This is a genomic window from Bradyrhizobium sp. LA6.8, assembly GCF_040547935.1.
In the GTDB taxonomy this organism is placed as follows: Bacteria; Pseudomonadota; Alphaproteobacteria; order Rhizobiales; family Xanthobacteraceae; genus Bradyrhizobium; species Bradyrhizobium barranii.
Map to the genome: position 1 here is coordinate 244,904 of NZ_JBEPQQ010000005.1, position 23,639 is coordinate 268,542.

A 23,639-nucleotide genomic window follows, 5' to 3' on the forward strand; every position below is an offset into this window, starting at 1 on the left:
GGCATGGCATGGTGGCGACGACAAGAAGTATGCCGGGAGGACGCCGATGAAGAGTTTCAAGGTTGCCGATTTCAAGGCGCCGCTGCAGGAGTTCGACGAGGCCACGCCGCAGCCGTCGGGCACGCAGGTGCTGATCAAGGTGAAGGCCGCCGGCGTCTGCCACAGCGACCTCCACATCTGGGAAGGCGGCTACGATCTCGGCCACGGCCGCAAGCCGCTGTCGCTGAAGGATCGCGGCATCAATCTGCCGCTGACCATGGGCCATGAGACGGTCGGCGAAATCGCAGCCTTCGGCCCCGACGTGAAGCCGACCGACCAGGGCGATCTCAGGCTCGGCGATGTTGGCCTCGTCTATCCCTGGATCGGCTGCGGCAAGTGCGCCACGTGCCTGGCCGGTGACGAGAACATGTGCCTGACGCCGCGCTCGCTCGGCGTCTATTGCGACGGCGGCTACTCCGACCACATGCTGGTGCCGCATCCCCGCTATCTGCTCAACCTGAAGGGGCTCGATCCCGCCTCGGCGGCGCCCTACGCCTGCTCTGGCGTCACCACCTACAGCGCGCTGAAGAAGGTCGAGCAGCATTTTGACACGCCGATCGTGATGTTCGGCGCCGGCGGCCTCGGCCTGATGGCGCTGTCGCTGCTGAAGGCAATGGGCGGCAAGGGCGCGATCATGGTCGACATCGACGCCAGGAAGCGCGAGGCCGCCGAAAAGGCCGGCGCGCTCGCGACCGTCGATCCCAAGGCGCCGGATGCGCTGGAGCAGCTTGCCAAAAAGGCGGGCGGGCCGATCCGCGCCGTGATCGATCTCGTCGGCAATGCCGCGACCACGCAACTCGGCTTCGACTGCCTGACCAAGGGCGGCAAGCTCGTCATCGTCGGCCTGTTCGGCGGCGGCGCGACCTGGGCGCTGCCGCTGATCCCGATCAAGGCGGTGACGATCCAGGGCAGCTATGTCGGCAATCTGCGCGAGACGCAGGAACTGCTCGACCTCGTGCGCGCGAAGAACGTGCCGCCGATCCCGGTGACGCGCCAGCCGCTCAACAAGGCCAATGACGCGCTGGTGCAATTGCAGCAGGGCGCGGTGGTCGGTCGCACGGTGCTGACGCCGTAGCCTCACTCTCTCCGTCGTCATTGCGAGCGAAGCGAAGCAATCCAGAAATCCCTCCGCGGACACAGTCTGGATTGCTTCGTCGCTTCGCTCCTCGCAATGACGAGCCACACCTTTCTTCACGCAGAGAACCCCCATGTCCGCAAACAACGCCTTCCACATTGCCGTGCTCGCCGGTGACGGCATCGGTCCCGAAGTCATGGCACCGGCCATCGAAGTCCTGCGCAAGATCGAGGCGAAGTCCGGCCTGAGCTTCCGCTTCACCGGGGCGCCGGCCGGCGCCAACAATTATCTCGCGACCGGCAAGTCGATGCCCGATTCCACCATCAAGCTCTGCGAGGAGGCCGACGCGATCCTGCTCGGCGCCTGCGGCCTGCCGTCGGTGCGCTACCCCGATAATACCGAGATCGCGCCGCAGATCGAGCTGCGGTTCATCTTCGATCTCTATGCCGGCGTGCGCCCGGCGCGGCTCATTCCGGGCGTGCCGAGCCCGATCGTCGGCGCCGACCAGCGCGGCATCGATCTCGTCGTGATCCGCGAATCCACCGAAGGCCTGTTCGCCTCGATGGGCAAGGGCGTCGTCACCCATGAGGACGCGCGCGAGACCATGGTGATCACGCGCAAGACCTCCGAACGCCTGTTCGAGTTCTCGTTTCGGCTCGCCGAGCGGCGCAAGGCGCGCGGCAAGCCGGGGATGCTGACCTGCGTCGACAAGGCGAACGTGTTCAAGGCCTTTGCGTTCTTCCGCGGTATCTTCGACGAGATCGAGAAGAAGCATCCGAACGTGAAGACCGACCGGCTCTATGTCGATGCCTGCTCGGCTATGCTGGTGAAGCGTCCCTGGGATTTCGACGTGATGGTGATGGAGAACATGTTCGGCGACATCGTCTCCGACATCACCGCGAGCCTGATCGGTGGCCTCGGCATGGCGCCGTCCGCCGACATCGGCGACAAATATGCGGTGTTCCAGCCCTGCCACGGCACCGCACCCGACATCATGGGGCAGGGCAAGGCCAATCCGACCGGCATGATCCTGTCGGCGGCGATGATGCTGGACTGGCTCGCCGACAAGCACGGCGTCGAGAGCGCGGCGGAAGCCGGCGAGCAGATCGAGCGTGCAGTGGACCAGATCTACGCCGGCGGCATCAAGCCGATGGAGTTCGGCGGCAGCAACGGCACGGCTGACATTACGAAAGCGGTGCTCGCTGCGCTGTAGTTACCGCAGGCGGTCGATATCGGAGGAGCCGGACGTCAATGAGCAATCCGGTTCCCGAGCACTATCGGCACCTCAGGACCTTCGCCTTCGGCGACAATCCCGCGCTCGCGGATGAATTGGTCGAACTCGTCGTCAAGGGCGTCAAGACCGCGACTTGCAGCACAGAGGACGAACCGAACACGTCGACGCCCGGTGAACTCTGGGTCGTGCTTGACGGACGGGGAGAACCGCGCTGCGTCATTGAATCCGTCGAGATCACCTATCGGCGCTTTAATGAAGTCGATGCCACCTTTGCGCACGATGAGGGCGAAGGCGATCGAAGCCTCGCCTATTGGCGCAGCGCCCATCGGACCTATTTCGGTCGGCTCGGACGATTCAGCGAGGACATGATGCTGATGTGCGAGCGCTTTCGCCTGATCGAGGTGTTTGGTGATCTACGGCCTGTCGGACCATAGCTAATGTTCAGATGGCCCCGCAAAGCGAGAGCATCGCAAGGATGACCAGTGCAAGTCCCGAGCTCATTGTCTTCGATTCGGACGGCGTCCTGGTCGATAGTGAGATTATTGCCCTGACCGTCCTGGTCCGAACAGCATCTGAGGAAGGCGTAACGATCAGCGTGGAGGACGCTATACGTTCTTTCCGAGGGGTAAAGATGGCGGATTGCGTGCGCGAAATTGAGCGTCGGCTAGGCCGCGGCGTCCGAGACACTTTCGTTGCTGACGTTCGACAAGCAACCGCGCTGGCTTTTGATGCCGAACTGAAGCCTGTCGAAGGAATCCATGCAGCGTTAGCCGAGATTACCGTTCCCGTTTGCGTAGCGTCTAACGGACCCATGTCGAAGCTCACGCATGCACTCGGGTTGACGAAACTGCTGGGGCACTTTGAAGGACGTATCTTTAGTGCGTATGAGGTTGGTTCGTGGAAGCCAGACCCCGGCCTGTTTCTGCATGCCGCACAAACGTTGGGTGTTCACCCTTCACGTTGCGTCGTTATTGAGGACTCCTTGTCCGGGATTCGCGCGGCAAAGGCCGCGGGAATGAGAGTCTTGGGGTTTACCGGCGGTGATCCGGGAGTTGAGCCAGAGTTAGCAGCCTTCTGCGATGAGTTCTTTCATCGGATGAGCGACCTTCCGGCTTTGTTGCGTATCGAATGATTGCAGCGCTCGCAAAGGCGCGACCTCTGTTATGAGGCCCAACAACGGACACCGCCAACGAGTTCATGACGTGGATCTCGACCCCAGATTGGCCCAAGGTAAAATGGGAGCGAAGAAAGCTAGAAGGAAGTTGATTGCATGCGTTTGCTCTTCGTCTTTGTACTCGCAACAATACTGCCGGCCGCCGCTTATGCGGAAGTAAGAACATGTTTCGACGCAATTGACGAACAAAACATGCGAAATGCGATGGGGACAGGACCGGATGCGATCGAAAGGGCTGTGAAATTCTTTTCCGAGCTGTATGGGGAGCTACCCCAGTCAGAGAAACGAATTCCCGACGGGATCCTTCTACGTTGGATAGTTCCGAAGCAGCCGGGGCTGGCAACAACCTTCGCGCGCTACATCACAATCAACATGGCGCGCGAGCCGTCGGCATCTTGTACGACTACTTTCTAGTCACGGCGGGGTTGTTTTCGTGATTTTTGCTGGCGCGGCCGGCCGCCGAGGCTACTTGCCCGTAAACTGCGGCTTGCGCTTTTCCATGAAGGCCTGCCGGCCCTCGCGAAAATCCGCGCTGTCCATGCAGGCGTGACCGATCGCCGTGATCGCCTCCAGGTCGCGCTGGCTCTCATCCTTCAACACCTGCGCGATGGTGATCTTGGCGGCCTTGATCGCGAGTGGGGCGTTCTCTGAGATGGTCTGCGCGATCGTCATCGTCTCACCCCACAACTCGTCGATCGGGAACAAGCGCTCGACGAGGCCAATGCGCAGCGCCTCGGCGGAATCGATCCGCATGCCCGTGTACATCAGAAGCCGTGCCCAGGACGGACCGACCAGCGACACCAGATGTTTCAAGCCGTCATAGCCGTAGGCGATGCCGAGTTTTGCCGCGGGAATGCCGAACTGGCTGCCATGTGCGGCGAGGCGGATGTCGGCGAGCATCGCGACCTGCATGCCGCCGCCGAGGCAAAAGCCCTCGATGCAGGCGATGGTCGGCTTGGGATAGTCGGCGAGCAGCGCGCGCTGGGCGGCGCTGCGCTTGGCATATTCCTCGGACGCCGCCGCGTTGTGGCGGGTCTTCTCGAACTGGCTGATGTCGGCGCCGGAGACGAATGCCTTGCCGCCGGCGCCGCGCAGGATCACGACGCGCACCGTCTCGTCATCGCGCAGGCTCGTCAGCGCCTCGCCAAATCCCTCCCACATCTCCAGCGACATCGCGTTGCGCTTGTCGGGATTGTTGAAGGTGATCACGCCGACGCCGTCGATGACCTGCTTGAGGATCTTGCCGTCGGCATGGGGTGTTTCGGTCGTGCTGGAAATGTCAGGCATTGCGCGCTCGCTTGTCGTAGGTCAGGCGCAATGTGCGGCCGGGGCGCGGCCCGGGTCAACCGTGACGAGGGAAGCGGCTTTGCATCCGCCTGCTCCGCGATTGCATGGCGCGAGAAGCGGTTATTCCTTGAGCATGATCGTTTCGGAAAACCGCTGCGCACTTTTCCGGATCATGCTCTACTGCGTTACGTGCATGTGCGCGGTCAGGGGATGGCTGCCGGCATTGCTGAAGAACGCGGCCTCTTCGGCGGTGGCCTCCAGCAACTGCTCATCCTGACTATAGACGTCGTTGCGGAACTGGACGGTCTGGTCCCTGGTCATCCATGCGGTGAGGTAGATCCAGGCCACCGGCACCTTCTTCGCCATGGCGACCTCGAGGTGCTGGCCGCTCGCAATCTCCGTATCGATCGCGGCGCGGCTCCATTTCGGCTGGTCCTTCAGCAGCCAGGCGGCGAGATCGCGCACATTGTCGACGCGCGAGCAGCCATGGGAATCGAAGCGGTAGTCGTCGCTGAACAGGTTGCGCTGGTTGGTGTCGTGCATATAGACCGAATAGGCGTTCGGCATGTCGATCTTCACCGCGCCGAGCGCGTTGAAGGTGCCGTTGTGCTGGCGCACGGTGAAGTTCGGCGTGTGCGTGCCCGACCAGTCGACCGAATGCGGATCGATCGGGTTGTCGTGGCCGTCGAGCACCTCCATGTGCATGCGCGACAAATAAGTCGGATCTTTCCGCATATGCGCCGAGATCTCGGTCTTGGCGATCGATGATGGCACCGTCCAGGTCGGATTGAGCACGACGCTGGTGATCTGGGCCGTCAGGGTCGGCGAGGGCTTTTCGGTCTTGCCGACGATGACGCGATAGCGCCGCACCACCACATCGTTCTCGACCGCTTCGGCAAACGCGGCGGGGATGTTGACCACGACATAGCGCTGGCCGAAGCCGAAATTCATGTTCTCGAGCCGCTGGAGCGAAGCCTCCAGCTGCCGGATGCGCTTCTGCACGGAGACATTCATCGCCGCGAGCGTGCGCGGCGTCACCGTGCCGGTCGGCGCCAGTCCATGGCGGGCCTGGAAGCGCTTCACGGCGTCGGCGAGATCTTGGTCGAAGGCGCCGGTCGCCTTGTCGGCGGCGAGATCGCCGGAGACGATCAGACGCTTGCGCAGCAGCTCGTCGCTGGCGCCCTGGACGCCGAGGGCGAACTTCGCATCGGCAGGGATCGTCGGCCAGCCGCCACGCACGGCAAGATCGGAGTAGCTGAGTGCGGCATCCTTGATGCGCTGGGCCGAGCCCTCGTCATAGGTTGGCTCATGCGTCAGCGCGAGTGCCGCAGCGGAGCGGCTCTCCGCCGTCGAAGCGGGCGCGGCAGCCTTCGGCGCGGCAGCATGGGCCGGGTTCGCCGCGGCCGGCACTGTACCGGCCGCCGTTGCCGGCCTGGGGTTTGCCTGTCCCGTGGTTTCGGTTTGCGCCAGCGCGGAGGCGCTCGCGAGCACGCCGACGGCAACGATCATCGCATGGCGTTTCGACATGTGTCCCATTTTCCCCACGAGGACGAGGCCCGGACGGCGCTCGCATTGGCAATTCCCGCTCGCCGCGCCGCGTGCGCCGATTCGCAAAAATCGGCGGGAAGCTAGAGCCCCGGAGTTGAGGTCCCATTAAGCACGGCAGTCGAAAGCCCGCGCGTTCGAGGCGGGGCGTCTCGATTGGGTCGCGGCAGGGGCGGGATGGGTTCGCGAAATCCGCGGCGATGGCGGGTAAATTGCCAGGAAACCCGTAGCAAGAAACCCGCAGCTAGAAATCCGCAAGAAAAAAGGGCGGCTTGGCCGCCCCGAAAGGAGAGCCGCGCGCAAGCGCGCGGACTGGGTCTCGTTCAATCCGGCCGCGCCCCCGTGACGCGGCGGATTGAACATCGGCCGTCCAGGTCAGAGCCCGATCGGCTCAGGCCTCGTTCGCTGCGATCGATTCCATCAGCGAGACGAGCTGACGCTGCACCGTCTGGTCCTTGATCTTGCTGTAGGCGCGCAGCAGGCGGAGGCTGAAGGCGGAATCGAGGAAGAGCAGGCTCTCGACTTCGCGCGCCTTGTTGTCGCCGTCATAGAAGAAGGTCACGGGCACATCGAGGGCGGTGGCGATCTGCTGAAGCCGAGCCGCGCCGACGCGATTGACGCCCTTCTCGTATTTCTGGACCTGCTGGAAGCTCACGCCGAGCTTCTCGCCGAGCTCGGCCTGCGAGATCTTCATCTCGACGCGCCGCAGACGGATCCGCTTGCCAAGCTCAATGTCCGGCTTGCCGGCGCTGCGCTGCTTCATTCTTTTCGCCGCTGCTTTCATACTCTCACCTTTGTTCTTCGGTTGAAAATCCCCCGAAGAGCTGGGTCAGGGGTTCGCCCATATACTCGTCCTTGAATTCATGCGGATGCACGAACTCTTCCTTAAACCACGGGAATCGCGCCGGATTGAAAGCCTCGATCAGCCAGTCAATCATGTGCCGAACGCGTGGAATCCGGCCGCTACCAGGGTGGTAGGACAACCAGATATCCAGCGGCCTGTTCAGCTCGACCTCCAGTGGAATCAACTTCCCGCCAAGCGCAATGGCGTAGCTCGGGAATACGCCGATGCCGGCGCCATTCGCGACCGCCCAATAATTGGCGCTTGAGACGTTGGTCTTCATGACCAGCAGGTCACGTTCCGGAACGCCTGGGAAGAAGCTCTCGAAGGTTTCCTTGGCGGCAAGCTGGTCGGCGAATTGCAGCACCAGGCGGTGCTTGATCAATTCGAGCGCCGAGCGCGGCGTGCCGTGTTTCTCAAGGTATTTTTCCGAAGCCCAGAACATCAGGTGCATGCGGCCGAGCCGCACCAGCTTGACGTCGAGCGCGGAGGGACGCGACAGATGGATGGCGACGTCGGCCTCGTGACGAGAGACATCGGCCGAGCGCATCGCGCAATGCAGGTCGACCAGGATCTTCGGATAGGCCTGCTGGAATTCGACCAGCCGCGGGGCGAGCCAGAACGTCCCGAGACCCTCGGTGACGGCCACACGAACTTCGCCGGACAGGGCGTTGGCTGTCGAATCGCTGGTGCGCAGCACGTCGAAGGCGGCCGCCTCCATGCGCTCGACGGCGGAGACCACCAGTGCACCTTCATCGGTCAGATGCGTGCCGTGGACGTCGCGGGTGAACAGGGTGGTGCCGGTCTGGCGCTCGAAATCATCAATCCGGCGGCGGACGGCGTTGATCGACAGCGACAGGCGTTCAGACGCCGAGCGAAAACTGCCGCATCGAACGACTTCCAGGAATATGCGGGCCGCATCCCAATCGGAGAGGCCGCTGATGTTGATCTTTGGGCGTTCCTCCTGTGGAACGCCCCTTTCCGCCAAGGAGTGCATACAAGTCCCTTCGGGTTGCTAAACTGGCAGAATTGGGCGCAAACCACAACCACTGCGGGTTGGGGAACGGCGACTTTTGAACGCCATCGTTACTGCCTCGTGGGCGGTATCCGAGTGTTACTAAGGCTGAGAATCGAATCGGCCGACCAACGTTGGAATGAGGGGTGTGGCGTGAGTTCCGTTGCGAGCCCTGAAATGGCTGCAGGATTGTCGGCGCTTTCCGTTACGGAAGTCCTTGCGCGCGAGCTGTCGCCGCGCGGAATGGGTCGATCATCCGGTGCCGCGCGTTCGACTCCCGGCCACGACGATAATGGCGTCCCGCGCAGCGGGTCGATGTTCGCGGGAGCCACGGTTTCCCGGCAAAATCATACTGAAATCATGTTCGGAGGCGTCGGCGCCTCGTGTTATTCTCGGTATCTCATGGGGGCCGAGGGGATTTCCACAAACACGTCTCGCAGGCCGAACTAACGGAAAGAACGCCGGTGTCGCATTCAGACGAACAGTTGCAGTCGGTGCTGGAAACGCTTGAGGAGTGCCGCAAGGTTCTCAACGAGAGCAATAACCGCGAGTCGGCCGAGCTGCTGTCTATCGTCATCCTCGACGTGCGGATGAAGCTCAAAGGAATTGACAGTGCCGATCTCAAGGCGCTGTGCGACGAAATGTTGCGGAGCGCTGGAAGCGAACCGCAGCCCCCCTCCAAGCAGACGCAGGACCAGCCCCGGCGTCCGCTGCTCCGCGTGGTGAAGTAGCCGCGCCGCCGAGTCTCGCTTTTTGGCGAGGTTTGTGCGCGTCCCGATGCCGCATCTGTGATCGCAGACGGCATCGGGAGGAGCCTGGTTTCGTGCGCCTCTGTTGTGCGCATTCCCCGGCATCGGCTACACCAGAGCCGGTTCGGCTCACGCCCGCGCGCATTCCCGGTGCGCGGCCAAAGAGCCTGAGATGGCTCCGACTGCATCATGCAAAATGTCTCGATCCCGGCGGCCCTGATTGCCGGCCTCGTCAGCTTCCTCTCTCCTTGCGTTCTGCCCCTGGTTCCGCCCTATCTGATCTATCTCACGGGCGCCACGATCGAGCATGTCGAGAACAAGGAGCCGGCCTCGGCGTCCAAGCGCGCCATCATGATGTCGGCGCTCCTGTTCGTGCTCGGCTTCTCCACGGTGTTCGTGGCGCTCGGCGCCAGCGCTTCGCTGATCGGCGGGCTGATTCGTGCCTGGTCGGCCGAGCTGTCGATCCTCGCCGGCATCGTCATCATCATCATGGGCCTGCACTTCCTGGGACTGACGCGGATCGGCCTTTTGATGCGCGAGGGGCGCCTGACCGCGCCCAAGCCTGTCGGCCTGTGGGGCGCCTATGTGATGGGCCTCGCCTTCGCCTTCGGCTGGACGCCCTGCATCGGCCCGATCCTCGCCGCGATCCTCTCGATCGCCGCGGCGGAGGCGACGGTGACGAAGGGGGCGGGCCTGCTCGCAGTCTATTCGGCCGGCCTCGGCATTCCCTTCCTGATCGCCGCCCTGATGATCGAGCAGTTCTCGAAGCTGTTCGCGCGCATGAAGGGCCAGCTCGTCAATGTCGAGCGCGCCATGGGCGTCCTGATGGTGATCACTGGCATCGGCTTCCTCACCGGCACGGTCTCGAATGTCAGCATCTGGCTGCTCGAGACGTTTCCGGCGCTGCAGACGATCGGTTAGCTCACGCGGTCGGTACGGTAGTCAGGTCAAACCGGACATGCGCGACGATGCCGGTCGCGCCGCTCCGGTTCTGATGCATCAGCCTGAAGCCGTGCCGGTCGGCGGTGGATTTGGCGATCGCAAGACCAAGCCCGGTCCCCTCGACGCCCTGGGGCGCAGCCCTGAAGAAGCGGTCGTAGATGAACGGTATTGCGTCTTCGGGAATGCCTGGGCCGTCGTCGACGATCTCCAGCACGCAAATCTTGCCGTCATTGACGACCCTGAGTTCCACGGAGCCGCCTGAACCTGAATAGCGAATAGCGTTATCCAGCAGGATGGCGATGAGCTTGGCGATCGCGTCGCGATCGCCGAGCAACCTGCACGGTGTCTCCGCCGTCATCGCGAGCTGGACGTCGCGCGCCTCAGCCAGCGGATAGAAGTCGGCCAGCAACGACGTCGCGAGCGCGGCAAGATCGATGTCGTCGCGCTTCTGGATCGAGGCGCCTTCCGTTCTGGCCATTTCGAGCAACTGGCTCGCCAGATGCGATGCGCGCCGCACGCCGTCCCGAAGTTCGTCGGCAAGCTCGCGAGTCTGTCCGGACAGATCCGCGGCGATCAGGTTTTCCGCTTGAATCTGGAGCGCGGCCAGAGGTGTCCTCAGTTCGTGCGCGGCGTCCGCCACGAAGCGGCGCTGCGCGTCGAGTGCCGACCGGTGACGATCGACGAGCTTGTCGATGGCAACGATCAGCGGAGCCACTTCCGCCGGTACGCCCACCGGACGCAGGGGCTCCTGCGCATCGACGCTCCGCTGGCCGATTTCGGCCGACAGCCGTTGCAGACCGCCCATCGTGCGGCTGATCGACCAACCCAGAACGGCCCAGACCAGCGGGATGGCGAGCAGCAGCGGAAGCGCGGCGCCTGTCGCCGCGTGCAGCGCGATCTCGTGCCTGGCGCTCCACGCCTGCGCGATCTGGATATCGTGCTGCGCGTGGCTCCAGCGATAGACGCGCCAATCCTGCCCGTCGGCGGTCACGTCGGACAATCCCGGCACTGATTGCCACGGAATATCGATCGGAGGACCCGCCCGATGCACCAGCGCGCCGGAGCGATCCCAGATGCGGACGACCAACTGATCCTCGTCTTCGCTTTCGAGCAGCGGACCCGCATCGTTGCGGTCACCTGGACCGACATTGACGGCGATCTCCTGCAACTGCGCGTCGAGGAACTTGTTCATCTCATAGGCGACCAGGCCGAACGATGTTGCCGTCGCCAGGAGGCCTATGGCGGCCAGCAACAGCGTCGCACGCGTGATGATCGTCTTGCGAAGAGAGTTCATGATCCGGACTTCGTGACCATCCAACCGGCACCGCGGATGTTCCGGATGACGTCCTTGCCATACCGCTTGCGCAAGCCGTGGATGACGACGTCAACGGCGTTGCTCTGCACCTCGTCGCCCCAGCCGTAGATCCGGCTCTCGATCTGGCCTCGCGACAGAATGGTTCCGGGACGCTCCATCAGGGCGTACATCACCGAGAACTCCCGCGCGGAAAGCGTCGATTGGATGCCGCGGAAGGTCGCCACATGGGTCGATGGATCGAGCGTGATCTCCTTGCTGCTCATCAGCGAATTGGAGCGGTCGTTGACCCTGCGCATGACCGCGCGGATGCGCGCGAGCAGGGCGCGCAACTCGAACGGCTTGACGATGAAGTCGTCGGCGCCGAGATCGAGTCCCGCGACCGTGTCCTCGACCCGGTCGCGGGCCGTGATCACCAGGATGGGCGAAGCCTTCCTGCTGCGCGCAGCCTTGAGAATCTCGAAGCCAGTCATGCCGGGCAGTCCGATATCGAGCAGCGTGATCGCGTGCTCGGCGCGTTGTAGCGCGGCGTAGCCGTCCTGTCCGTCGCGGGTCCAGTCCACGGTCATTCCGTTTCGCTTCAATCCGCGGACGAGCGCCTTGCCGAACATCGGATCGTCTTCGATCAGCAGGAGGCGCATTGATTCAGGGAAATTCGCTGTGTTGGAGGGGCGGCGCGTCGCAGCACCAAACGCCACATTCGACACCGTGGCCAAATGGTCAACCGCCTGCGCCTCAATTTAGAACTCTTACAAATTTGGGCGTGAGCGTAGAGAGGCTCGACCTATTCTAAATCCGATCTAATCCTCATCTAATTCTTCGCATTGCAGATGCGCCCCGGTTCGGGACCGCGAAGCCGTCTTTCAGAGCGGCACGCGAAGCTTTTGGGGCGTTGCAGATGGCATTGGGTTGTTGGGGTGGCCGTAAGGCGTTGCGTGGTTTTCTGCTGTCGACGACGGCAGCGCTGTCATTCAGTGGCGGGCTGACGATGCAGGCGAGCCCGGCCTCCGCACAGCAGCGGCAGGCGGCGGGAGCCTTGCCGTCAGTCGTCGTTTCCGCTCCGCAGCAGCGCGCCCGCCGGGCGCAGACCGCGACCGCCTCGCGCGCAGCGCGATCGAATCGCCGGACGGCCACCGTCGCACCGGTCGAGAAGAAGCCGCCGAGCGTCAACAATCAGGACGCGCGTACCGGCCAGAAGGGCTATGTCACGCGGAGCATGACCAGCGCGACGAAGACCAATACGGCTCTCCTCAACGTGCCGCAGTCGGTGACGGTGCTGACGAAGGATTTCATCAGGGACCAGGCCTTCACCTCGATCGGCGAGGCGACCCGCTATGTGCCCGGCGTGATCTATCATCAGGGCGAATCGCATCGCGATGACCTCGTCATCCGCGGCCAGCGCAGCAACGCCGACTTCTACACCAACGGCATCCGCGACGACGTCCAGTATTTTCGCGACTTCTACAACATTCAGCGGCTCGAGGTCCTGAAGGGGCCGAACGCGATGATCTTCGGCCGCGGCGGCGGCGGTGGCGTCGTCAACCGCGTACTCAAGGAGGCCGACGGTACGACCATTCGCGAGGTGACGGTCGGCGGCAATTCCTATCCCGGCGCCCGCGTGACCACCGACGTCGGCCAGGCGATCAACGAGAACTGGGCCTTCCGCCTCAACGCGATGTACGAAAATACGCAGAGCTATCGCGATTTCGTCAACCTCGAACGCTGGGCGATCAATCCTACCGCGACCTTTGCGCCGAACGACACCACGACGGTCAAGCTGAGCTACGAGCATCTGCACGACCGGCGTACCGTCGATCGCGGCATCCCCTCGCAGATCCGCCCCGGAAACGCCTTCCCGCGCTATCCCTACGATACGTCGTCGTCTGCGTTCTTCGGCAATCCCAACCTCAACTATGCGCTCGCCGACGTGGATATCGGAACTGCTGTCGTCGAGCACGATTTCGAGAACGGGTGGACGATCAAGAATTCGTCGCAGATCGCCAACTACGACAAGTTCTACCAGAACATCTATCCGGGCGGAGGAGCCAATTCCGGTGCCGTCAATGCCGCCGGAACCTCGAGCAATCTGCAAGCATATAACAACGAGACCGACCGGACGAATTACTTCAACCAGACCGATCTCACCTACAAGTTCGGGATCGGCCCAATTCGTCACACCGTCGTCTTCGGTGCCGAGGTGGGCCGTCAGAACGGCCTGAACTACCGGCAGAGCGGGCTCTTCAATGGCGTCTCGTCGACCATCACCATCGATCCGAGGAATCCGACGTCGTACGTTCCGGTCACTTTCGCCAATAATGGGGGTACCGATGCCAACAACACCTACAAGCTCAATCTCGGCGCCGTCTACGTCCAGGACCAGGTCGAGATCACGCGCTATCTGGAGCTGATCGGCGGCCTGCGGTTCGATCACTTCGACCTGACGTCGCGAGACCGTCGCACATTCGTCGAGCTCAACCGGGTCGATGATCTGGTGTCGCCACGCGCCGGTGTCGTGTTCAAGCCGCTCGAAAACCTGTCGATCTACGGTAGCTACAGCATCTCGTATCTGCCGAGCGCCGGCGACCAGTTCAGCGCTCTCACACCGGGCCTGGCCATCGCAGCGCCCGAGAAGTTCGTGAACAAGGAAGTCGGGCTCAAATACGACATCTTCCCGTTCCTGCAGTTCGCTACGGCGATCTACGAACTGGACCGGACCAATCAGCGCTTTGCCGATCCCAACAATGCGGGATTCTTCATTCTGAGCGGAGCCACCAAGACCCGCGGCCTCGAAGCGTCTCTGACAGGCTATGTGACGGACGCCTGGCAAATCACGGGCGGCTACGCTTACACGGATGCGCGGATCACCAGTAACAACTCCGCGACCATTGTCGCCGGCAACCGCGTGGGACTTGTGCCGTACAATACCTTTTCCCTCTGGAACAGGTATCAGTTCACGGAGCAGTGGGCCGCGGGCCTCGGTGTGATCCACTACTCGAACTTCTTCGCATCGTCCGACGACACCGTGCTGATTCCGGAGTTCACGCGGGTGGACGCCGCCGTGTTCTTCAGGCTCAACGAGACCTGGCGCGCCCAGCTCAACATCGAAAATCTCCTCGACCGGAAGTACTATTCGACCGCGGACGGGAATAACAACATCACGCCGGGGTCTCCACGTGTGTTCAGATTGTCAGCCACGGCGAACTTCTGATGGTGTTGAGATGACACGCGCGAGTGGCCGGGCTGAAGGCAGGTCGACGACACGCAAGAGCAATCGCGCCGCACAGGCGGCGCGACAGCGCTGCTTCGTGCTGGAGATCAACCAGAGACCGGTTCTGGCGTTCTCGGCCAGCTCACTGCGATCCGCCCGGGCGCGCGTGCAGGAGGCCTGGTTCGTCGAGGAATTGGCGAGCATGCGTTCAGGTGGGCGTCCTCTCCTGTGCCCGGATCATGTCCGACAGGTCAGGCTCGCGCTTCCGGCCGAGATTGCCGCGGTGGAACTTGGACGCGGCCTCGATGAGGCGCGCGGCGAGGACGCCAAATATGGCTTCGCGTTTCTCGTTCCGATCGACGTGCCGCCGAATTAACGGCGTCGAGCGCTTTTTCTATTGAACCGCAAAGCGCGCGAGCGCCTCGCGGTCGATATCGATGCCCAGTCCCGGTCCGTCGGGAACGCGCACGACACCTTTCTCGTGCTCGATCGGCTCCTTCAAAATCGCCTGCCGGATCGGATGCTCGGTGCGATCGAATTCCAGCATCGGCTCGATCGGCGCAAGCGAGGTCGGCGTATGCGACGGCAGCACGGCGAGAAGCTGCAGCGAGGCCGCGATCGCGATCCCGGTGCCCCAGACATGCGGATTGTAGCGGATGCCGAACGCCTCGCTCATGTCGGCGATCTTCTTGCATTCGGAGAGGCCACCGGCCGCGCAGGTGTCGGGCTGGGCGATGTCCAGCGCATGCGATGCGAACAGGTCGCGGAAGCCGAAGCGCGTGAACTCGCACTCGCCGCCGGCGATGGGAATCGTCAGCGCGGATCGCACCGCGCGATATCCCGCGACGTCCTCCGGCGGCACCGGCTCCTCGAACCAGCCGATGTCGTAGCGCTCGATCATGCGGCCGAGCCGGATCGCCGCCACTGCATCATAGGCGTGGTTCGCATCGACCATCAGCGCGACATCCGGGCCGATCGCCTCGCGCACCGCGCGTGTGACTGCGGCATCCTCGGCGATGCCGAAGCCGACCTTCAGCTTCACGGCGCGAAAACCTTCCGCGGCGTAGCCGGCCGCTTCCTCCGGCAGGTATTTGAGCGGATCGCCTGATTTGCGCCGGTAGAGCCCGGTCGCATAGGCCGCTATCTCCTTGCGCGCGGCGCCGCCGAGAAGCTGATGCGCTGGCACGCCGAAATGCTTGCCCTTGATGTCCCACAACGCGATATCGATGCCGCTCAGGCCCTGGATCACGACGCCCTTCTGGCCGTGATCGCGCAAGCGTGCGTAGACCATCTGCCACAGCACATCGGTGCGCAGCGGATCCTCGCCGATCAGCAAGGGCGCGATGCTCTGCACCACCGCCGCCGTCATCCGCGCCGGCCCGTAGCATTCGCCCCAGCCGGACAGGCCGTCATCCGTCTCGATCTCGACCAGCATCGCGGTGCGCGTGTCGTACCAGGCGCGCGAATAGGCGAACGGCTGCGAGAGCTTTGCTTCGAGGATGTGCGTGCGCACCTTGGTGATCTTCATCGCCGATGTTCCTTCAATCCGTTCACCGCGCCTCGTCCAGCACGCACGTCACCGTGCAGGCGACGCCGCGCGGCAGGAAGTCGACGGTCGCCTCGCCGCCGAGCTGGTCGCGCGCGCTGCGCTCGATCAGGCGCGAGCCGAAACCGCGCTGCACCGGCTCCGTCACCGGCGGTCCGCCGATCTCACTCCAGATCAGCCGCAGCCGGGGCTTCGGCGTGTCGGCGATGACCTCCCAGTCCAGCGTGACCCGGCCGGTCTCGTTCGACAGCGCGCCGTATTTCGCGGCGTTGGTGGCGATCTCGTGCACGATCATCGACAGCACCACGGCGAGCCGCGGCGACAGCGGCACGGTGGGGCCGGCCATGCGGATGCGACCGGGATTGCTCAGCAGGAACGGCTGGAGCACGCGCGCGATCACATCCCTCAGCTCCGAGCCCGCCCATTTCTCCTGGCTCAGGAGATTATGCGCCTCGGCGAGCGCACCGAGCCGTCCCTCGAACTTGGTCCGCTCGTCCCGGCTTGAACTTCGGAAGGTCTGCACCGCGATCGCCTGCATCAAGGCCAGCGTGTTCTTGACGCGATGGTTGAGCTCCTCGATCAGCAGATTGTGCAACATCTCGCCGCGCGCGATCGTGGTCGCCATCCGCACGGCGAAGGTCAGGCCGGTCAGCAGCAGGATGCCGCCGATCAGGCTGGTGATCGCGATGTCGCGCCAGAGCGGGGCGATCAGCGAGTTCTCGGCGACACCGGCCACGACCGTCCAGCCGGTCAGCCGCGATCTCGTATAGGCGGAGGACAGCGCGACGCCGTCGAGCGAAACGGTAGAGAGGGTCGCCTCCGGCGTCCGGGCCATCGCATCGTTCAGTGCGCCGGAGGCCTGCTTGCCGAACGTCTCGGCCGGATTGGGCGCGCGCGCGAACACGCGACCCTTGGTGTCCAGCAGCGACACCGTCCATTGATCGTTCGGCCGCTGCTGCTCGACCAGTTTCTGGAAGGTCGCGATCGGCGGACTGAAGGAGAGCGCGTAGACGACCTCATCGTTGCGCAGCACGGGAACCTCGACGGTCACGATCGGCCGGTTCTTGGTCGAGCCGGTGAACAGGTCGGAATATTGCGGCGACTTGCTCGCAAATACCCGCTCAACGATCTCGCGATTGTTGCGGGGCGGCAGGTTTGTCGTTTCACTCGTGACGGTCGAGAACAGCTGGTGCCCGCTCCCGTCCGCCACCAGCAGGACGCTGTCCTCGCCATATTGGCTGATGAACCCGGTTGCCAGCCGGCGGAAGTCGTCGAAGTCGCCGCCTTGCAGGGCGTTGCTGAGCGCCAGCACCTGCAAGCCGCCGGTCATCCGCTGCACTTCGGAATCGAGCACGAGGCGCATGCTTCGCACCGTCTCCAGCACGCGTCGTGTCGCGTCGCTGCGGTCCTGGCGGTAGTTGGAATAGGCAATACCCACTGCAAAGACGATCAGCGGCAACATCGTTCCCGTGACCAGAAGAGCGAGCCGGACCGGCAAGGTGAGCTTTGACAAACGCGGGCGTCCCGGTTCCAGCGCAGCGGCGCCGGATTATGATTTTGGGGAGACCATACGGGTGAGACTTGCACCGCGCCACGATTTTCGCGTCCGGCGAGCACGTCAGAGCGGGATTTTGCAGCGCGGTCGCGGGCGTCAAGTCGCGCACCGAGGCTGAAAGCGGCATGAAGACCGTCAAGGTCTGCACGTCCAACTGAGGAGGATGACGCAGTTCTGATTTTGTGGGCCGTGCCCGCCGTTCTGGTGCTCGGCGGCGGAATTTATCTGATCGGCCATAAGCACTAGGCAATGACAGGCCCTCGCGATCGATCGCGAGGGCCCGTTCTCGTTGAGACGTAGCTCAGAGATTGCTCTCGGTGATCGCCGCATAGACCATGCTGCGCAGTTCGCGCCGGAGCGGATAGGCGCTCGACGGCAGCACCTGCGTCATGAAGATGGTGATCAGCTCTTCGGCCGGGTCGATCCAGAACGAGGTCGTGGCCGCGCCGCCCCAATTATATTCGCCCGGGCTGCCGGCGATCAGCGTCTCCGCCGGCCGCATGGTCACGGCGAAGCCGAGGCCGAAGCCGATGCCGTTATAGGTGGCTTCGGAGAACAGCGAACGCGATACCTCCGGCAGCGCGCGGCCGCCCGGAATGTGGTTGCTCGTCATCAGCGCGAGCGTCTTCGGCCCGAGCAGGCGGACGCCGCCCAGCTCGCCGCCATTGAGCAGCGCGCGGCAGAAGGTGAGATAGTCGGCGACCGTCGAGCATAGTCCGCCGCCGCCCGAGATGAACGAGGGCGGGGACAGGAACGAGCTCTTGGTCGGGTCGTCCTGGAGCGTCAGGCCCTCGCGGCGCTGGCCGGCATGGAAGGTCATGCCTCCACCGGGATCAGCTGAATAGCAGGCCGCGAAACGGTGCGCCTTGGCGGCCGGCACGTGAAAATCAGTGTCGGTCATGCCGAGCGGATCGAGGATGCGCGTTTTAAGGAACTGCTCGAAGGGAATCCCGGAGATCTTTCCGACGAGATAGCCGAGCACGTCGGTCGCCACCGAGTAGTTCCAGGATTCGCCCGGCGAGAATTCCAGCGGAATCTTTGCCAGCGCCTCGATCATGGTCTGGAGCGTGCCGGCTTTCTCGACCTCGCCGATCTTTTCAGTGCGATAGGCGGCATCGACGTTGGAGCGCTGCTGGAAGCCGTAGGTGAGACCGGCGGTGTGCCGCAGCAGATCGACGATCAGCATCGGCCGGGACGGCGGCCGGGTCAGGAAGGCCGGCGCGGTGCCGGCGACGAACACGCCGAGATCCTTCCATTCCGGGATGTATTTGGCGACGGGCTCGTCGATCGCGACGAGGCCTTGCTCGACCAGCATCATGAAGGCGACGCTGGTGAGCGGCTTGGTCATGGAATAGATGCGGTAGATGGTGTCGTCCTTGACCGGCGCCTTGCGCTCGACGTCGGCAAAGCCCTGCACCGAGCTGTGGGCGACCTTGCCGCGGCGGTAGACCAGCAGGTGCGTGCCCGGAAAGCGGCCGGCATCGATGTAGCGGCTCTTCAGATGCGCATCGACGCGGTCGAGCGCAGCCTTGGACATGCCCACGGATTCGGGCGAGGCGGGGGTAGGGGCGAGCATCAGTTCCTCCGGGGCGTTTTGTCGGAAAGTTGATAGCGAAATGGCGGCCCCATTCCAAGCCGGTTGCGCTTAACGCGGCCGGGCCTGCTGGTGTAGGCTGCGCTCTGGAACGCCTCCAAGGAGCCCATCCGGGCCAACGAGAAAATTCAGGGCAAACGCATCATGACCCAGTTCAACGAGACCGAACTCACTGAAGCCGTCGTCAAAAGCTTCGACAATACGCCGAATCCTCGGGCAAAATTCCTGCTCCAGGAATTGGTGAAGTCGCTGCACGATTACGTGAGCAAGACCGGTCTCACCTTCGAGGAATGGGAATACGCCATCGATTTCCTGACCCGCACCGGCCACAAATGCACCGACACAAGGCAGGAGTTCATCCTGCTGTCCGACGTGCTCGGGGTCTCCATGCTGGTCGACGCGGTCAACCACAGGGATCGCGAGGGCGCCACCCAGACCACGGTGCTCGGCCCGTTCTATGTCGGCGAGCACAAGGTCACGGCCCACGGCACCGACATTTCGCCGAACAATCAGACCGGCGAGCGGATGTTCGTGCAGAGCCGCGTCACCGACCTCAAGGGCAAGCCGCTTGCGGGCGTTCCCGTCGACGTCTGGCATGCCGACGATGACGGCTTCTACGATTCACAGAAGCCGAACTACGACGAGGTCGGCGCTTCGGCGCGGGCGCGCTTCATCACCGACGCCGACGGCCGCTTCTTCTTCCGCACCATTTTGCCTTGCAGCTATCCGATCCCGACCGATGGCCCGGTCGGCGAGATGATCATGCAGACCAAGCGGCATCCGATGCGGCCGGCGCATGTGCACTTCCTGGTCAATGCCAAGGGCTACGAGCCGCTGATCACGCACGTCTTCATGGATGGCGACAAATATCTCGATTCCGACGTGGTGTTCGGGGTCAAGGACGACCTCGTCGCCAAGGTCGAGCCGCGCAACGATCCCGCGATGCCCGACGGCTCCAAGGCAAACGGGCAGTGGCACCTGATGACTTACGAATTTCACCTCAAGCCCGGCGGCGGCATGGCGCCGAAGCCGCTGGGGGTGAAGGCGGAGGAGCCGGCGTGAGGGCTCGCAGCTGGAGCGCACATTCGGCCGCTCGGTAGTCAGGGCGCGTGCGACGTCCGCTGTGCTTCTGGTAGCTGCGCAACAGCGGACCTCACTGGATGTCCGAGTTGGGCCAACAACAAACATAATGCGAACATAAAGAGACGCGAGGCGAGCCGGCCTTAACGCCCCCGGAGCGTCCCGATCAAGCAGGACGGATACCGCCTGTTCGTGCAGCGCGTGGGTTCACATGCCACTCCCTCCGCCACCGCCGCCGCCACCACCAGCTTGTCTGGACGCTTCGAGATTTCTGTCTAAACGACTGGGTTCATTAGGCGCGTAACCGAAAGCTCCCGGATAGCCCTTCTTCGATCCCATTGTTTGCAGCTCATGCAGCGGAGCGTAGCCGGGGACGCCCGGGTGATGTCTCTTAGAGATCTTATGCTGCAGACCAAGTGCTTTTCCTGGTACACCCTGCGCAAGCGCGGCTGGTGCGGCGGCGATGAGAGCGGCGGCACAAAGTGCGATGATCGTTGTCTTCACTTTTCGGTCCTCCCTCCTTGAAACAAAAGAGCCCGCGTTGCGGATTCAACGCCGTCGCGACGGCATAGTCGAGCGCAAAAACGTCTAGCCGCAATCAACCTTTAAACCCGGCTAATCGCGCGATGTTTGGGCTATTTGGCCGATGTCGCATATGGGTCACCAGCGGCAATGCTCTGACGAACGATAATGGTTCCACTTGGCCGCTAGAAGTGGACGTCTGCGCCCTTCTGCGCCCTATCGCCCGTGCAGCAGCGCCAGCAGCACGACGACTGCGCAAGCAAGCGCTGCCGTGGTCAGCTTCCAGAACATCAGCGGGCTGCGCTCTAAGAGCGGCGTGATCCGTGTGTCGAGATAGGCCGGATTGGGCGTGCGAAGCTCGAAGACGAATTCGGACAGATCTTCGTGCCGCTTGTAGGGATCGGGATGGAGCGCGCGCCTGAGCGCGCCGTCGACCCAGGCCGGCACGTTGCGGTCGTCGTCGGCCGGACGATACTGAAGTCTCCGCGCGTCCGCCTTGCGCCGGATCCTGGCGATTTGGGTGCCATAGGGAAGCTTTCCCGTCAGCATCTGGTAACAGATCACGGCCAGCGAAAACATGTCGGAGCGCGGCGAGCCGCCTTGCCCAAGAAAATACTCCGGCGCCGTGTACTGGACCGTTCCCAGGATGTCGTCGGCCTCGTCTCGCGGCGCCGCCTCCGCGACGCCCGCGACCCTGACCGATCCGAAGTCGATGATCTTCGCGGTGCCCGTCTTGTCGATCAGGATGTTGTCGGGCCTGAGGTCCTGATGCAGCATTTCCATGCGGTGGAAGGCGCGCAGCCCCGCGGCGATCTGCTCGACCAGCCCACGGACGGTTTCGAGATCGGGGCGCGGATTGTCGGTCATCCACTGCTTCAACGTCTGCCCTTCGACGAACTCGGTCGCGACGTAGAGGTAGCTGCGCCGTCGCGATTGTGACAGCGGCTTCAGCACGTGCGGGCTGTCGATCCTGCGCGCGATCCACTCCTCCATTAGGAAGCGCTTGAGATAGGCGGCATTGTCGCGCAAATCGATCGACGGCAGCTTGAGCGCGACCGGCGCCTCGGTCTCCACATCGACGGCAAGATAGATATGACTGCGGCTGCTGCCGTGGATTTCCCGGATGATCCTGTAGCCGTCGAAGACCGCTCGCGGCTCCGGCAACGGAGGAAGCGGCAGCTGTGAAGTCTGATTGAAGATGCCGGCCGGCTCGCGCTGCGTCACCGCGTCGATGCGCAGGATCTGGACGGTGATGTTGTCGTCGCTGCCACGCCGATAGGCTTCCTCGACGATCGCCTTTGCCGCGCCGTCGAGCTCGGCTGCGTACTCGCCGAGTGTGCTGGTGATGAAACGCTGGTCGACGAATTCGTAGGCACCGTCGGTCGCCAGGACAAAGGTATCGCCGGCCTCGATCTCGACCGTCTGGTAGTCGATCTCAAGCTGCGGATTGATGCCGAGCGCGCGGCCGAGATAGGTCTGCTCCGACGACACGATGATCCGATGATCGTCGGTCAGCTGCTCGAGCGCCTTGCCGGCGACGCGGTAGACGCGACAGTCGCCGACATGGAAGATGTGCGCGGTGGTCGCCTTGATGACCATGGCGGTCAGGGTGCAGACATAGCCCTTGTCGCGGTCATAGGCATATTGGCTCTTGCGCGTCTGCGCGTGCAGCCAGGAATTGGTCGCGTCCAGCACGCGGCGGGCGGAGGTCTTCACCGTCCAGGATTCCGACGTGCAGTAATAGTCCATCAGGAAGCTCTTGACCGCCGACTCGCTGGCGATCTGGCTCACCGTGCTGCTGGAGATGCCGTCGGCGAGAACGGCCGCGATGCCCTTCAGGCTGAGCAGCGGCTCTTCCGGAATCAGGACGCCGTGAAAATCCTGATTGATGGGCTTGCGCCCCTTGTCGGAGTGCTGGCCGACAGAGATCAGGAGTCCGCGGGTCATCGTCATCACCAGGCGAAGGGAGCCTCACCCTGGTCGGGCGAGGCTCCTCTGTCGAGACGTATCAGGCCGCAACGCGGGTCGGTGCAGCCTTGCCGGCCTGACGCTTCGGCTTGGTCATGACGTGGGTGGCGTAGAGGGTCATGCCGGTGAAGGCGAGGCCGCCCACGAGGTTGCCGAGCACGGTCGGGATCTCGTTCCAGATCAGATAATCCATGATCGAGAATTTGGCATGGAGCATCAGGCCGGACGGGAACAGGAACATGTTCACGACGGAATGCTCGAACACCATGTAGAAGAACAGCATGATGGGCATCCACATCGCGATGACCTTGCCGGGGACCGAGGTCGAGATCATGGCGCCGACGACGCCGGTCGAGACCATCCAGTTGCACAGCATGCCGCGCATGAACAGCGTCGCCATGCCGGCCGCGCCGTGCGCGGCATAGCCGAGCGTTCGGCCTTCGCCGATGTTTCCAATGGCCGCTCCGACCTTGTCGGGGTCTTGCGTGAAGCCGAACGTCGTCACGAAGGCCATCATGAAGGCGACGGTGAAGGCGCCGGCGAAGTTGCCGACGAAGACGAGGCCCCAGTTACGCAGCACGCCGCCAAGCGTGACGCCGGGACGCTTGTCGATCAGGGCGAGCGGCGAGAGCACGAACACGCCGGTGAGCAGATCGAAGCCGAGCAGGTACAGCATGATGAAGCCGACCGGAAACAGTATCGCGCCGATCAGCGGCTGGCCGGTGTTCACGTTGATGGTGATGGCGAACCATGCGCCGAGTGCGAGGATGGCGCCGGCCATGAAGGCGCGGATGGCAGTATCCCGGGTGGACATGAAGATCTTGGACTCGCCCGCATCCACCATCTTGGTGACGAATTCCGAAGGCGCGAGATACGACATCAATGGTTCCTTTTGCTTCGTAAGTTAGATCGACACGCCCGAGAGAGCGCAGCTGAACATCATTGGCCGTGCG

Annotated in this window: 22 protein-coding genes; 10 read left to right on the plus strand and 12 right to left on the minus strand. The window is 63.3% G+C overall.

Features of this window, described 5'->3' with window-relative positions:
• Positions 1–46 precede the first annotated feature (46 nt).
• The 5 genes from ABIA90_RS24930 (at position 47) to ABIA90_RS24950 (ending at position 3,936) form a co-directional block, all read left to right on the plus strand.
• The gene (locus ABIA90_RS24930; protein ID WP_166089648.1) at positions 47–1,114 is read left to right on the plus strand and encodes an alcohol dehydrogenase; all 1,068 of its coding nucleotides are present in this window, start codon (positions 47–49) and stop codon (positions 1,112–1,114) included.
• 133 nt (positions 1,115–1,247) lie between these two features.
• Positions 1,248–2,327: an isocitrate/isopropylmalate dehydrogenase family protein gene (locus ABIA90_RS24935; RefSeq protein ID WP_354119794.1), complete on the plus strand. Its 1,080-nt coding sequence runs from the start codon at positions 1,248–1,250 to the stop codon at positions 2,325–2,327.
• Between the two features lie 38 nt (positions 2,328–2,365).
• A complete protein-coding gene (locus tag ABIA90_RS24940) occupies positions 2,366–2,782 on the plus strand; it encodes an ASCH domain-containing protein (protein WP_354119793.1) in 417 nt (138 codons plus the stop codon).
• A 41-nt stretch (positions 2,783–2,823) separates the two neighbouring features.
• Positions 2,824–3,480 (plus strand): HAD family hydrolase, encoded by a 657-nt coding sequence (locus ABIA90_RS24945; protein WP_354119792.1) that lies wholly within the window; start codon positions 2,824–2,826, stop codon positions 3,478–3,480.
• Positions 3,481–3,618: 138 nt separating this feature from the next.
• A complete protein-coding gene (locus ABIA90_RS24950) occupies positions 3,619–3,936 on the plus strand; it encodes a hypothetical protein (RefSeq protein WP_354119791.1) in 318 nt (105 codons plus the stop codon).
• Positions 3,937–3,987: 51 nt separating this feature from the next.
• On the opposite strand, the gene ABIA90_RS24955 is transcribed toward ABIA90_RS24950, so the two are convergent.
• The 4 genes from ABIA90_RS24955 to ABIA90_RS24970 form a co-directional block, all read right to left on the minus strand.
• Complete coding sequence (locus ABIA90_RS24955) at positions 3,988–4,809, minus strand: enoyl-CoA hydratase (RefSeq protein ID WP_354119790.1); 822 nt, start codon at positions 4,807–4,809, stop codon at positions 3,988–3,990.
• A gap of 177 nt (positions 4,810–4,986) precedes the next feature.
• Positions 4,987–6,336, minus strand: coding sequence for a L,D-transpeptidase family protein (locus ABIA90_RS24960; protein ID WP_354119789.1), 1,350 nt, complete (start codon positions 6,334–6,336; stop codon positions 4,987–4,989).
• A gap of 409 nt (positions 6,337–6,745) precedes the next feature.
• Positions 6,746–7,117, minus strand: a complete 372-nt coding sequence (locus tag ABIA90_RS24965) for a helix-turn-helix domain-containing protein (protein WP_014497036.1) — start codon at positions 7,115–7,117, stop codon at positions 6,746–6,748.
• Positions 7,118–7,142: 25 nt separating this feature from the next.
• A complete protein-coding gene (locus tag ABIA90_RS24970) occupies positions 7,143–8,192 on the minus strand; it encodes a LysR family transcriptional regulator (RefSeq protein ID WP_038943246.1) in 1,050 nt (349 codons plus the stop codon).
• A 482-nt stretch (positions 8,193–8,674) separates the two neighbouring features.
• Between ABIA90_RS24970 and ABIA90_RS24975 the strand changes: the two genes are divergently transcribed.
• The gene (locus ABIA90_RS24975; protein ID WP_028152051.1) at positions 8,675–8,941 is read left to right on the plus strand and encodes a hypothetical protein; all 267 of its coding nucleotides are present in this window, start codon (positions 8,675–8,677) and stop codon (positions 8,939–8,941) included.
• Between the two features lie 207 nt (positions 8,942–9,148).
• Positions 9,149–9,880 carry a cytochrome c biogenesis CcdA family protein gene (locus tag ABIA90_RS24980; RefSeq protein WP_085404442.1) on the plus strand — a complete coding sequence of 244 codons (732 nt, stop codon included), beginning with the start codon at positions 9,149–9,151 and terminating at the stop codon, positions 9,878–9,880.
• 1 nt (position 9,881) lies between these two features.
• Here ABIA90_RS24980 and ABIA90_RS24985 read toward each other — a convergent pair whose 3' ends face one another.
• Positions 9,882–11,195, minus strand: coding sequence for an ATP-binding protein (locus tag ABIA90_RS24985; protein ID WP_354119788.1), 1,314 nt, complete (start codon positions 11,193–11,195; stop codon positions 9,882–9,884).
• Positions 11,192–11,854 (minus strand): response regulator transcription factor, encoded by a 663-nt coding sequence (locus tag ABIA90_RS24990; protein ID WP_354119787.1) that lies wholly within the window; start codon positions 11,852–11,854, stop codon positions 11,192–11,194. The genes ABIA90_RS24985 and ABIA90_RS24990 overlap by 4 nt, the downstream gene beginning before the upstream one ends.
• A 257-nt stretch (positions 11,855–12,111) precedes the next feature.
• Here ABIA90_RS24990 and ABIA90_RS24995 point away from each other — a divergent pair, with 257 nt between their 5' ends.
• Both ABIA90_RS24995 and ABIA90_RS25000 read left to right on the plus strand, forming a co-directional pair.
• Positions 12,112–14,421 (plus strand): TonB-dependent receptor, encoded by a 2,310-nt coding sequence (locus ABIA90_RS24995; protein ID WP_354119786.1) that lies wholly within the window; start codon positions 12,112–12,114, stop codon positions 14,419–14,421.
• Between the two features lie 10 nt (positions 14,422–14,431).
• Complete coding sequence (locus tag ABIA90_RS25000) at positions 14,432–14,797, plus strand: hypothetical protein (RefSeq protein ID WP_354119785.1); 366 nt, start codon at positions 14,432–14,434, stop codon at positions 14,795–14,797.
• A gap of 18 nt (positions 14,798–14,815) precedes the next feature.
• Here the strand turns inward: ABIA90_RS25000 and ABIA90_RS25005 are convergent, their stop codons facing one another.
• The 3 genes from ABIA90_RS25005 to ABIA90_RS25015 form a co-directional block, all read right to left on the minus strand.
• Positions 14,816–15,949 (minus strand): mandelate racemase/muconate lactonizing enzyme family protein, encoded by a 1,134-nt coding sequence (locus tag ABIA90_RS25005; protein ID WP_354119784.1) that lies wholly within the window; start codon positions 15,947–15,949, stop codon positions 14,816–14,818.
• A 22-nt stretch (positions 15,950–15,971) separates the two neighbouring features.
• Complete coding sequence (locus tag ABIA90_RS25010) at positions 15,972–17,429, minus strand: sensor histidine kinase (RefSeq protein WP_354119952.1); 1,458 nt, start codon at positions 17,427–17,429, stop codon at positions 15,972–15,974.
• 394 nt (positions 17,430–17,823) lie between these two features.
• The gene (locus ABIA90_RS25015) at positions 17,824–19,098 is read right to left on the minus strand and encodes a serine hydrolase domain-containing protein (protein WP_354119783.1); all 1,275 of its coding nucleotides are present in this window, start codon (positions 19,096–19,098) and stop codon (positions 17,824–17,826) included.
• A 162-nt stretch (positions 19,099–19,260) separates the two neighbouring features.
• On the opposite strand from ABIA90_RS25015, the gene ABIA90_RS25020 reads away from it, so the two are divergent.
• Positions 19,261–20,178: an intradiol ring-cleavage dioxygenase gene (locus tag ABIA90_RS25020; protein ID WP_166089780.1), complete on the plus strand. Its 918-nt coding sequence runs from the start codon at positions 19,261–19,263 to the stop codon at positions 20,176–20,178.
• A gap of 225 nt (positions 20,179–20,403) precedes the next feature.
• Here ABIA90_RS25020 and ABIA90_RS25025 read toward each other — a convergent pair whose 3' ends face one another.
• From ABIA90_RS25025 to ABIA90_RS25035, 3 genes are all read right to left on the minus strand, one after another.
• Positions 20,404–20,700 carry a hypothetical protein gene (locus ABIA90_RS25025; protein WP_144030840.1) on the minus strand — a complete coding sequence of 99 codons (297 nt, stop codon included), beginning with the start codon at positions 20,698–20,700 and terminating at the stop codon, positions 20,404–20,406.
• A gap of 234 nt (positions 20,701–20,934) precedes the next feature.
• Positions 20,935–22,671 (minus strand): bifunctional protein-serine/threonine kinase/phosphatase, encoded by a 1,737-nt coding sequence (locus ABIA90_RS25030; RefSeq protein ID WP_354119951.1) that lies wholly within the window; start codon positions 22,669–22,671, stop codon positions 20,935–20,937.
• A gap of 55 nt (positions 22,672–22,726) precedes the next feature.
• Positions 22,727–23,566: a formate/nitrite transporter family protein gene (locus ABIA90_RS25035; RefSeq protein WP_028146778.1), complete on the minus strand. Its 840-nt coding sequence runs from the start codon at positions 23,564–23,566 to the stop codon at positions 22,727–22,729.
• Between the last annotated feature and the right edge of the window lie 73 nt (positions 23,567–23,639).

Excerpts from the sequence above, each read along its gene's own strand:
- ABIA90_RS24930 (WP_166089648.1), top strand. The coding sequence starts at position 47 with ATGAAGAGTTTCAAGGTTGCCGATTTCAAGGCGCCGCTGCAGGAGTTC.
- ABIA90_RS24935 (WP_354119794.1), top strand. The coding sequence starts at position 1,248 with ATGTCCGCAAACAACGCCTTCCACATTGCCGTGCTCGCCGGTGACGGC.
- ABIA90_RS24940 (WP_354119793.1), top strand. The coding sequence starts at position 2,366 with ATGAGCAATCCGGTTCCCGAGCACTATCGGCACCTCAGGACCTTCGCC.
- ABIA90_RS24945 (WP_354119792.1), top strand. The coding sequence starts at position 2,824 with ATGACCAGTGCAAGTCCCGAGCTCATTGTCTTCGATTCGGACGGCGTC.
- ABIA90_RS24950 (WP_354119791.1), top strand. The coding sequence starts at position 3,619 with ATGCGTTTGCTCTTCGTCTTTGTACTCGCAACAATACTGCCGGCCGCC.
- ABIA90_RS24955 (WP_354119790.1), bottom strand. The coding sequence starts at position 4,809 with ATGCCTGACATTTCCAGCACGACCGAAACACCCCATGCCGACGGCAAG.
- ABIA90_RS24960 (WP_354119789.1), bottom strand. The coding sequence starts at position 6,336 with ATGTCGAAACGCCATGCGATGATCGTTGCCGTCGGCGTGCTCGCGAGC.
- ABIA90_RS24965 (WP_014497036.1), bottom strand. The coding sequence starts at position 7,117 with ATGAAGCAGCGCAGCGCCGGCAAGCCGGACATTGAGCTTGGCAAGCGG.
- ABIA90_RS24970 (WP_038943246.1), bottom strand. The coding sequence starts at position 8,192 with ATGCACTCCTTGGCGGAAAGGGGCGTTCCACAGGAGGAACGCCCAAAG.
- ABIA90_RS24980 (WP_085404442.1), top strand. The coding sequence starts at position 9,149 with ATGCAAAATGTCTCGATCCCGGCGGCCCTGATTGCCGGCCTCGTCAGC.
- ABIA90_RS24985 (WP_354119788.1), bottom strand. The coding sequence starts at position 11,195 with ATGAACTCTCTTCGCAAGACGATCATCACGCGTGCGACGCTGTTGCTG.
- ABIA90_RS24990 (WP_354119787.1), bottom strand. The coding sequence starts at position 11,854 with ATGCGCCTCCTGCTGATCGAAGACGATCCGATGTTCGGCAAGGCGCTC.
- ABIA90_RS24995 (WP_354119786.1), top strand. The coding sequence starts at position 12,112 with ATGGCATTGGGTTGTTGGGGTGGCCGTAAGGCGTTGCGTGGTTTTCTG.
- ABIA90_RS25000 (WP_354119785.1), top strand. The coding sequence starts at position 14,432 with ATGACACGCGCGAGTGGCCGGGCTGAAGGCAGGTCGACGACACGCAAG.
- ABIA90_RS25005 (WP_354119784.1), bottom strand. The coding sequence starts at position 15,949 with ATGAAGATCACCAAGGTGCGCACGCACATCCTCGAAGCAAAGCTCTCG.
- ABIA90_RS25010 (WP_354119952.1), bottom strand. The coding sequence starts at position 17,429 with ATGTTGCCGCTGATCGTCTTTGCAGTGGGTATTGCCTATTCCAACTAC.
- ABIA90_RS25015 (WP_354119783.1), bottom strand. The coding sequence starts at position 19,098 with ATGCTCGCCCCTACCCCCGCCTCGCCCGAATCCGTGGGCATGTCCAAG.
- ABIA90_RS25020 (WP_166089780.1), top strand. The coding sequence starts at position 19,261 with ATGACCCAGTTCAACGAGACCGAACTCACTGAAGCCGTCGTCAAAAGC.
- ABIA90_RS25030 (WP_354119951.1), bottom strand. The coding sequence starts at position 22,671 with ATGACGATGACCCGCGGACTCCTGATCTCTGTCGGCCAGCACTCCGAC.
- ABIA90_RS25035 (WP_028146778.1), bottom strand. The coding sequence starts at position 23,566 with ATGTCGTATCTCGCGCCTTCGGAATTCGTCACCAAGATGGTGGATGCG.